Annotated in this window: 7 protein-coding genes; all 7 read left to right on the forward strand. The window is 47.6% G+C overall.

Annotation, left to right across the window (positions count from 1 at the left end):
- The first annotated feature begins 30 nt into the window (after window positions 1–30).
- The 7 genes from nuoH to HMPREF1640_RS09640 are packed head-to-tail and all read left to right on the forward strand — an operon-like array spanning window position 31 to window position 7,626.
- Window positions 31–1,119, forward strand: coding sequence for an NADH-quinone oxidoreductase subunit NuoH (gene nuoH / locus HMPREF1640_RS09610; protein WP_036894207.1), 1,089 nt, complete (start codon window positions 31–33; stop codon window positions 1,117–1,119).
- Window positions 1,120–1,133: 14 nt separating this feature from the next.
- On the forward strand, window positions 1,134–1,673 hold the full coding sequence (locus HMPREF1640_RS09615) for an NADH-quinone oxidoreductase subunit I (protein WP_036894221.1): 540 nt from the start codon (window positions 1,134–1,136) through the stop codon (window positions 1,671–1,673).
- Between the two features lie 6 nt (window positions 1,674–1,679).
- Window positions 1,680–2,210: an NADH-quinone oxidoreductase subunit J gene (locus HMPREF1640_RS09620; RefSeq protein ID WP_036894208.1), complete on the forward strand. Its 531-nt coding sequence runs from the start codon at window positions 1,680–1,682 to the stop codon at window positions 2,208–2,210.
- Window positions 2,207–2,518 (forward strand): NADH-quinone oxidoreductase subunit NuoK, encoded by a 312-nt coding sequence (gene nuoK / locus HMPREF1640_RS09625; protein WP_036894209.1) that lies wholly within the window; start codon window positions 2,207–2,209, stop codon window positions 2,516–2,518. The genes HMPREF1640_RS09620 and nuoK overlap by 4 nt, the downstream gene beginning before the upstream one ends.
- An 8-nt stretch (window positions 2,519–2,526) precedes the next feature.
- The gene (gene nuoL / locus HMPREF1640_RS09630; RefSeq protein ID WP_036894211.1) at window positions 2,527–4,560 is read left to right on the forward strand and encodes an NADH-quinone oxidoreductase subunit L; all 2,034 of its coding nucleotides are present in this window, start codon (window positions 2,527–2,529) and stop codon (window positions 4,558–4,560) included.
- 27 nt (window positions 4,561–4,587) lie between these two features.
- Window positions 4,588–6,111: a NuoM family protein gene (locus HMPREF1640_RS09635; RefSeq protein ID WP_036894212.1), complete on the forward strand. Its 1,524-nt coding sequence runs from the start codon at window positions 4,588–4,590 to the stop codon at window positions 6,109–6,111.
- Between the two features lie 48 nt (window positions 6,112–6,159).
- Window positions 6,160–7,626, forward strand: a complete 1,467-nt coding sequence (locus HMPREF1640_RS09640; RefSeq protein WP_036894213.1) for an NADH-quinone oxidoreductase subunit N — start codon at window positions 6,160–6,162, stop codon at window positions 7,624–7,626.
- Window positions 7,627–8,179 lie beyond the last annotated feature (553 nt).

The following is an 8,179-nucleotide window of genomic DNA, read 5'->3' on the forward strand; positions in this document are numbered from 1 at the left end:
AAAACGAATAGATTAAAAAGAATATAAGATATGTTTGATTTTAGTATTGTAACAAAATGGTTCGACGAGCTCCTGCGCCAGACACTTGGATTGGGAGACTTCTGGACGATATTGATAGAGTGCGTTATCGTGGGAGTGGCTATTCTCACGGCATACGCGCTGATTGCTATCGCCCTGATTTTTATGGAACGTAAGGTTTGTGCTTACTTCCAGTGCAGGCTTGGACCTGTTCGCGTTGGTCCGTGGGGCATCTTTCAGGTCTTTGCCGACGTGGTGAAGATGCTCATCAAAGAGATTTTCTCTGTTGACAAAGCAGATAAAATGTTGTATTACATCGCGCCATTATTGGTGATCATAGCCTCGGTTGGCACGTTCTCGTTCTTGCCGTGGAACAAGGGCGCGCACATTCTCGATTTCAACGTGGGCGTGTTTCTTGTCACCGCCATCTCTTCTATCGGTGTCGTGGGCGTGTTTCTTGCCGGATGGGGCAGTAACAACAAGTACTCTGTTGTGTCGGCCATGCGTGGCTGCGTGCAGATGATATCCTACGAGATGTCACTTGGCCTTTGTCTCGTGGCGGCCGTGGCTCTCACCGGCACAATGCAGGTGAGCGGCATCGTGGATGCCCAGACCGGCCCGTGGGGGTGGCTCATCGTCAAAGGTCATGTGCCTGCCATCATCGCGTTCTTGGTTTTTTTGGTGGCTGGCAACGCGGAGGCAAACCGCGGCCCATTCGACTTGGCCGAGGCGGAGAGCGAGCTTACCGCTGGCTATCACACCGAATACTCGGGTATGGGCTTTGGGTTCTACTACTTGGCGGAGTATCTCAACCTCTTCGTGATATCCGGTATCGCCACCGCTGTGTTTTTGGGCGGATGGGCGCCGTTAAACATAGGCGTCGATGGCTTTGACAACCTGATGAACTATATACCCGGAATCGTTTGGTTTATGGGTAAGACTTTTGCTGTGGTTTGGCTTTTGATGTGGATACGATGGACGTTCCCGCGTCTCCGTATTGACCAGATTTTGAAATTGGAATGGAAATATCTCATGCCCCTTTCGCTGCTTAATTTAGTCTTGATGACGCTTTGCGTGGCTTTAGGATGGTATATAGAATAATCAAAGTAAAGGAAATGGCAAAAAACGATAAAACATATTTCGAAGGTATTGCTGATGGTCTGAAAACTTTGGGAGTGGGGCTAAAGACCACGCTCAAAGAATATTTCACGCCGAAATCTACCGAGCAATATCCTGAGAACCGCAAGACGACGCTGCACATTTCGCCTCGCTTTCGTGGGCGTTTGGTTTTCAAACGCGACGAAAACGGAGCTTACAAGTGCACCGCGTGTACAATGTGCGAGAAGATTTGTCCTAATGACACAATCAAAATCACGTCGCACATGGAGACCAATCCAGAGACAGGACGCAAGAAACGCGCGCTTGACGAATATGCGTACGACTTGGGAGACTGCATGTTTTGCGAGCTTTGTGTCAACGCGTGTAATTTTGACGCTATCGAATTCACCAACGATTTTGAGCAGGCTGTGTTCAATCGCTCAAACTTATTGCTTAGGCTCGACAAAGAAGTGTATGATGGCGGCAGCTTGCCCAACATCGTAAAGGATGGTGGCGCGCCCTTGACTATCGGAAAATTTAACACCAAAACCAAGTAATCTATTATGGCAAATATTGTAGTTTTTTGTATCCTCGCTGTAGTTATACTTGGCTCAGCGATTGCGTCGGTGCTCACAAAAAGAATTATGCGAGCCGCGACGTTCCTGCTGTTTGTGCTCTTTGGCATAGCCGGCATTTATTTCTTGTTGGGCTATACCTATTTGGGCGCGGCGCAAATAAGTGTTTATGCCGGTGGCATTACCATCATGTATATTTTCGTTATCAACTTGGTTTCCAAGCGCTCATTGCAAGGACTGGTCGAGAACTTTAACGGAAAACGTGTGCTTCAAGGTGCGCTGCTCGCGTTGGTGGGCCTGGGCACGGTGCTCATGGTATATCTTAAGAGTGAGTTCTTGGCTCACGCGAAGTTTACTTCTGTCGCGGATGCCGAGCTGCCCATGCGGCAAATTGGCGAGGCGCTTGTCGGAAGCGGAAAGTATCAATATGTACTGCCTTTCGAACTCATATCGGTATTTTTGCTGGCATGTGTTATAGGTGGTATTTTGATTGCAAGAAAGGAGGATAAAAAGAAATGACCATACCTGTTGAATGTTTATTGGCGCTTGGCGCGCTGTTGTTCTTTATCGGAGTGTTCGGATTTGTCACACGACGCAATTTGGTGGCCATGCTCATCTCCGTTGAGCTTATTTTGAACGCTGTTGACCTGAACTTTGCTGTCATCAACCGTTTTCTCTATCCCGAACAAATGGAGGGAATGTTTTTCACCCTGTTCTCAATAGGAGTGAGCGCGGCTGAGACGGCAGTGGCTTTGGCCATCATTATTAATGTTTACCGAAACTATCGGAGTAGCTCGGTGAACAGTATTGAAAACATGAAATTCTGATTTTAGCGATGGAATACAGTTATTCGTTCTTAATATTGCTTCTCCCGCTGCTGAGCTTCCTGCTGCTCGGATTGTGTGGAATGAGGATGAAAAAGCCGGTGGCCGGTGTCATTGGTACTATGGTGTTGCTCTTCTTATGGGGGCTTAGCGTTTATACCGCCTATAAATATTTCTTTTATACGGGGCATGTCCATACACCATTTGAGGATGTAGACGTGGTCAACGGTCGGTTGGCCGATGGCACTTTCCCCACCTTGACGGTGTTCAACTTCACGTGGTTGGATTTTGGCAAATCCGTTCTTGGCACCGACCTGCTGTTCAAGATAGGTTTCAGATTGTCGCCTATCAGCGTGATGATGCTTGTCGTGATAACCACTGTCAGCTCTATGGTTCACATATACAGCTTTGGTTACATGGCCGAGCGTGATGAAAACTACGTGAAAGAGGGTTACGAGAAGGGTTTTCAACGCTTTTACGCGTTTCTTTCTTTGTTCACGATGTCCATGCTTGGATTGGTCGTAGCTACCAATATTTTCCAAATGTATATGTTTTGGGAGCTTGTTGGCGTGTGCTCTTATCTGCTCATCGGATTTTATTATCCAAAGCATGAGGCTGTACACGCATCCAAAAAAGCGTTTATCGTGACTCGTTTTGCAGACTTGTTCTTCCTCATAGGTATTCTCTTTTACAGTTTCTACGTGGGTACGTTCAATTACGATTTGAATGTCGAGGCGAGCGTGGTAAACAATCTTCCCGGCGCCGCGTGGGTGTTGCCGATAGCCCTTTTCTTGATGTTTATTGGTGGCGCGGGCAAGTCTGCCATGTTCCCACTTCATATTTGGCTGCCCGACGCCATGGAGGGCCCGACGCCAGTGAGCGCGCTTATCCATGCTGCGACGATGGTGGTGGCAGGCGTCTTCCAAGTGGCCTCACTGTTTCCGATTTGGATACAGTATGCGCCGGAGGCGTTGCACTACGTGTCTTATATAGCCGCTTTCACGGCTTTCTACGCCGCCGCGGTGGCATGTACGCAAGCGGACATCAAGCGTGGATTGGCTTTCTCCACCATTTCGCAAATCGCTTACATGCTTGTCGCGCTTGGCGTTTGCACGTCAATGGACGGCGAGGGCGGCGTGGGCTATATGGCCAGCATGTTCCATCTCTTTACGCATGCCATGTTCAAGGCGTTGCTGTTCCTCTGCTCGGGAGCCATCATAGTCATCATTGGCTCCAACTTTAAGCAGTATATGGGTGGGCTTCACAAGTACATGCCAATCACAAACGTGTGCTTCCTCATAGGATGTTTGGCCATCAGTGGCATACCGCCGTTTGCCGGTTTCTTCTCCAAGGACGAGATCGTGGCGTCTTGTTTCCATTTCTCCCCATTCATGGGATGGTTCATGACGTTGGTGTCGGCCATGACGGCATTTTATATGTTCCGTCTCTATTATGTCATATTCTGGGGAAAATCTTATTATGAGCAAGACCCTGCGAATCGTCGTCGCCCTCAAGAGGTGCCTTTCATTATGTGGGGACCGTTGGTTTTCTTGTCCATCATTTCCATTTTTGCTGGTATGATACCATTCGGACACTTTGTATCCGGAGACGGCCATAGCGAGGACATCGCGTTGCAAACATGGCAGTTTTGGACATGGCCTAACGTGGCATGGGTCAGCATAGCTGTGGCTATCGTAGGCATTGGCTTGGCTACATGGATGTACAAAAGTGGCGAAAACCCTGTGCCTGACATGCTTAAGCGTCGCATGCCTCGTTTGCATGAGGCCGCGCTCAAACGCTTCTACATTGATGACGCATGGCAATTCTTCACCCATAAGATTGTTTTTGCCTGCTTCTCCATTCCCATCGCGTGGTTTGATCGCCATGTCATAGATGGCATGTTCAACTTCTCCGCATGGGCTGCGCAGGAGGCTGGCGAAACCATCCGCCCTTGGCAAAGTGGCGACGTGCGCCAGTATGCCGTGTGGTTTCTCACTGGCAGCGTGGCGTTGACCCTGATACTGCTTTGCATTTACGCTTATTGAAATATCAAATTAGAATAATTAAGTAAAATGACCTTTTTATCATTATTCGTCGTTATACCTATCGTGATGCTGTTCTGCCTGTGGATTGCCCGCAATGACAGTCAAGTGCGCGGCATCATGGTGGTTGGCTCTGTGGCATTGTTGGCATTGGCCATCTATCTTGTCTTTGCGTTTGTGGGCGCTCGTGAGACAATGACTGCCGAGCGGTTCCCATTCCTTTTTGGAGATGCCATTCCATGGTTTGAGCCTCTTAATATTTATTATAGAACTGGTGTGGACGGCATTGCTGTGGTGATGATACTGCTTTCAGCGATTATTGTCATTACAGGAACTTTTGCCTCGTGGCAGCATCATCCCATGCAGAAAGAGTATTTCCTTTGGTTTACGCTGCTCTCCGCGGGGGTGTTCGGTTTCTTTATCAGTGAGGATCTCTTCTCGATGTTCATGTTTTACGAGGTGGCCCTAATCCCGATGTATCTCCTTATTGGCGTTTGGGGAACAGGCCCCAAGGAGTATTCAGCCATGAAGCTTACCTTGATGCTCATGGGTGGCTCCGCGCTCCTCATCATTGGCATCATCGGAATATACTTTTTCAACGGACAATACAGTGGCCATTACACTATGGACGTGATGGCTATAGCCCATAGCCATGCCATTCCAGTGTTCATACAAAAGGTGTTTTTCCCATTCATATTCATTGGTTTCGGTGTTTTGGGTGCGCTGTTCCCATTCCACACATGGTCTCCTGACGGTCACGCCTCGGCGCCCACGGCGGTGTCAATGCTTCATGCCGGCGTATTGATGAAACTTGGAGGTTACGGTTGTTTTCGCATCGCCATGTTCCTTTTGCCTGACGCCGCACGTGAGTTGTGCTGGATTTTCCTTATTCTTACCACTATCTCTGTGGTTTATGGAGCACTCTCAGCCTGTGTTCAGACTGATTTGAAATATATTAACGCTTATTCGTCCGTGTCTCACTGCGGCATGGTACTTTTCGCGCTTTGTATGATGACACAGACCGCAATCAATGGCGCCGTGCTCCAAATGCTTTCGCACGGACTCATGACAGCACTTTTCTTTGCCGTTATAGGTATGATATATCACCGTTGTGGCACGCGCGACGTGCGCCGATTGGGCGGTTTGATGAAGATAATGCCATTCTTGGCCGTGGCCTATGTGGTTGCCGGTTTGGCTAACTTGGGTCTGCCTTTGTTCTCTGGTTTCGTAGCAGAGATGAACATTTTTGTCGGTTCTTTCCAAGTGAATGACACGTTCCACCGCGCTTGTACCATTATCGCCTGTACCTCTATCGTCATCACTGCGGTTTATATTTTGCGCGTGGTGGGCAAGATTTTATACCAAAAGGTGCCACACCAAGACTATTACAAGCTCGCCGACGCCAGTTGGGATGAGCGTATCGCCGTGGGAGCGCTTATTTTCTGTGTGGCCGGGCTTGGTACGTTCCCACTCTGGGCACAACAAATTATTAACGATGCCGTGGCTCCGATGATACAACATATCACAGGGACGGGCGTCATTGCTGGGATGTAATATATTGGCATTCGCATACGGATAAACCATTCCAATAAAACGATCATTATGAAAATCGATTATAGTCAATTCTTAAACATGATACCCGAGGTCTCCTTGATGGCTATCTTGATTATTGTGTTTCTTGCGGATCTGTTCACGGCGGTAAAACCGGGTGAGCAGAAAAAACGCCAATGGTTCAACCCTTTGGTTATAGTTCTTTTCCTTGCCCATATCTTGACCAACATCATGCCCACGGTCGAGACATCCACTTTTGGTGGCATGTATGTCACCAATCCAAGCATAGGTGTCATCAAAACCATTCTCGCTTTTGGAACGCTCATTGTGATTATCCAAGCGCGTGAGTGGCTAAACCGTCCTGACACTCATTTCAAGGAGGGTGAATTTTACGCTTTGGTGGTTTCCACCTTGTTGGGAATGAACATGATGGTGAGCGCCAATCACTTCTTGTTGTTCTTTCTTGGCCTTGAGCTGGCATCTGTGCCTATGGCTTGTCTTGTGGCATTCGACAAATATCGCCATCACTCTGCCGAGGCAGGCGCCAAGTTTATTCTCACCGCTGTATTCTCGTCAGGCGTGATGCTCTATGGAATCAGCTTCCTCTATGGAGCGGCTGGTACACTATATTTTGACGATATGGTGGCTCATCTCTCTGCCACCCCCATTGTCATCATTGGCATGGTGTTCTTCTTTAGTGGCCTTGGTTTCAAGATTTCGTTGGTTCCTTTCCACTTTTGGACGGCCGACAGTTATCAGGGCGCTCCCACTGTCGTAACGGGATACCTAAGCGTCGTGTCCAAGGGCGCGGCTGCTTTTGCGTTGTGTTCCATTTTGATGAAAGTGTTTGCGCCAATGGTGGCTTATTGGCAATACATGCTTATGGTTGTGGTTGTACTTTCCATCACCATCGCCAACCTCTTTGCCATTCACCAGAAAGATCTTAAGCGATTTATGGCATTCAGTTCCATTTCCCAGGCTGGTTATATCATGCTGGCAGTGGTGGGCAACTCGGCTATGGGTGTCACGGCGTTGAGCTATTACGTGCTCATCTATGTGGTGGCCAACCTTGCGGTGTTCGGTATCATTTCCACGGTAGAAGAGCATAATGATGGCGTCGTCAACATGGATTCGTATAATGGTTTTTACCAAACCAATCCGCGTCTTTCGTTCATCATGACATTGGCTCTTTTCTCTTTGGGTGGCATCCCGCCATTTGCCGGTATGTTCTCCAAGTTTTTCGCGTTCATGGCTGCCGTGCAAGGCGCCCAACTGGATAACACTCTTGGCGCAACCATCTATGTAGTGGTATTCATAGCTTTAATTAACACGGTGATAAGCTTGTATTACTACCTGCTCATAGTCAAGGCCATGTATATCAAGCATAACGACAACCCATTGCCTACATTTCGCAGTCATGTCAATACTCGTTTGGCGTTGGCCATCTGTGCGCTTGGCATCGTAGCCTTTGGCGTTTGTAGTTATGTATATAATTGGATTTACGCCGCGGCGGCGTAGAAGGATATGAAGTGAGTGTATAGATTGGCATGGATAGCGTTCATTTCAATGACGTTATTCAACAGCTATACTTCAATGCGTTCTGCCATGTTTATTTCAAGGAAACAAGGCAGAACGCGTTTTTTTGTCAATGTATATTGAATGTTGACCCTTCCCATTTTTTTTTGTTGTAGATAGGTCATTATCCAGCAATGGTCGTATTTGATGGTTTATGGAAAAGGACAGATTGGTAACGCAAACCTATCTTTATAGGCAATATTTTACGAAGCCATTTTTTTTCTTTGCTAATAAGCAAATCAACATGTAGTTTCGTGTTTGCGTGAGTGTATGATGTTCTGGAGGAACGTGGACAAGTGTCGAGCCTATGGTATGCTTATTGGTCATAAGCTTGCCGCGTGATATGTTTTTTGCGTAGGGCGTCGCGTGTAGGATATTTGTCCTTGTTTGACATGTTGACAGCGTTTCTCAATGTGCGTCACAATTATAATGTCATGTATTTGATTGGGTGGGCCTATGTTACGTGGCTCTTATGATTTCATGTTATTACTGTCCG

It is taken from the genome of Prevotella sp. S7-1-8, from assembly GCF_000758925.1.
Classification (GTDB): Bacteria; Bacteroidota; Bacteroidia; order Bacteroidales; family Bacteroidaceae; genus Prevotella.

Bases quoted from the DNA above. Each gene is read 5' to 3' on its own strand.
- nuoH (WP_036894207.1), top strand. From the start codon at position 31: ATGTTTGATTTTAGTATTGTAACAAAATGGTTCGACGAGCTCCTGCGC.
- HMPREF1640_RS09615 (WP_036894221.1), top strand. From the start codon at position 1,134: ATGGCAAAAAACGATAAAACATATTTCGAAGGTATTGCTGATGGTCTG.
- HMPREF1640_RS09620 (WP_036894208.1), top strand. From the start codon at position 1,680: ATGGCAAATATTGTAGTTTTTTGTATCCTCGCTGTAGTTATACTTGGC.
- nuoK (WP_036894209.1), top strand. From the start codon at position 2,207: ATGACCATACCTGTTGAATGTTTATTGGCGCTTGGCGCGCTGTTGTTC.
- nuoL (WP_036894211.1), top strand. From the start codon at position 2,527: ATGGAATACAGTTATTCGTTCTTAATATTGCTTCTCCCGCTGCTGAGC.
- HMPREF1640_RS09635 (WP_036894212.1), top strand. From the start codon at position 4,588: ATGACCTTTTTATCATTATTCGTCGTTATACCTATCGTGATGCTGTTC.
- HMPREF1640_RS09640 (WP_036894213.1), top strand. From the start codon at position 6,160: ATGAAAATCGATTATAGTCAATTCTTAAACATGATACCCGAGGTCTCC.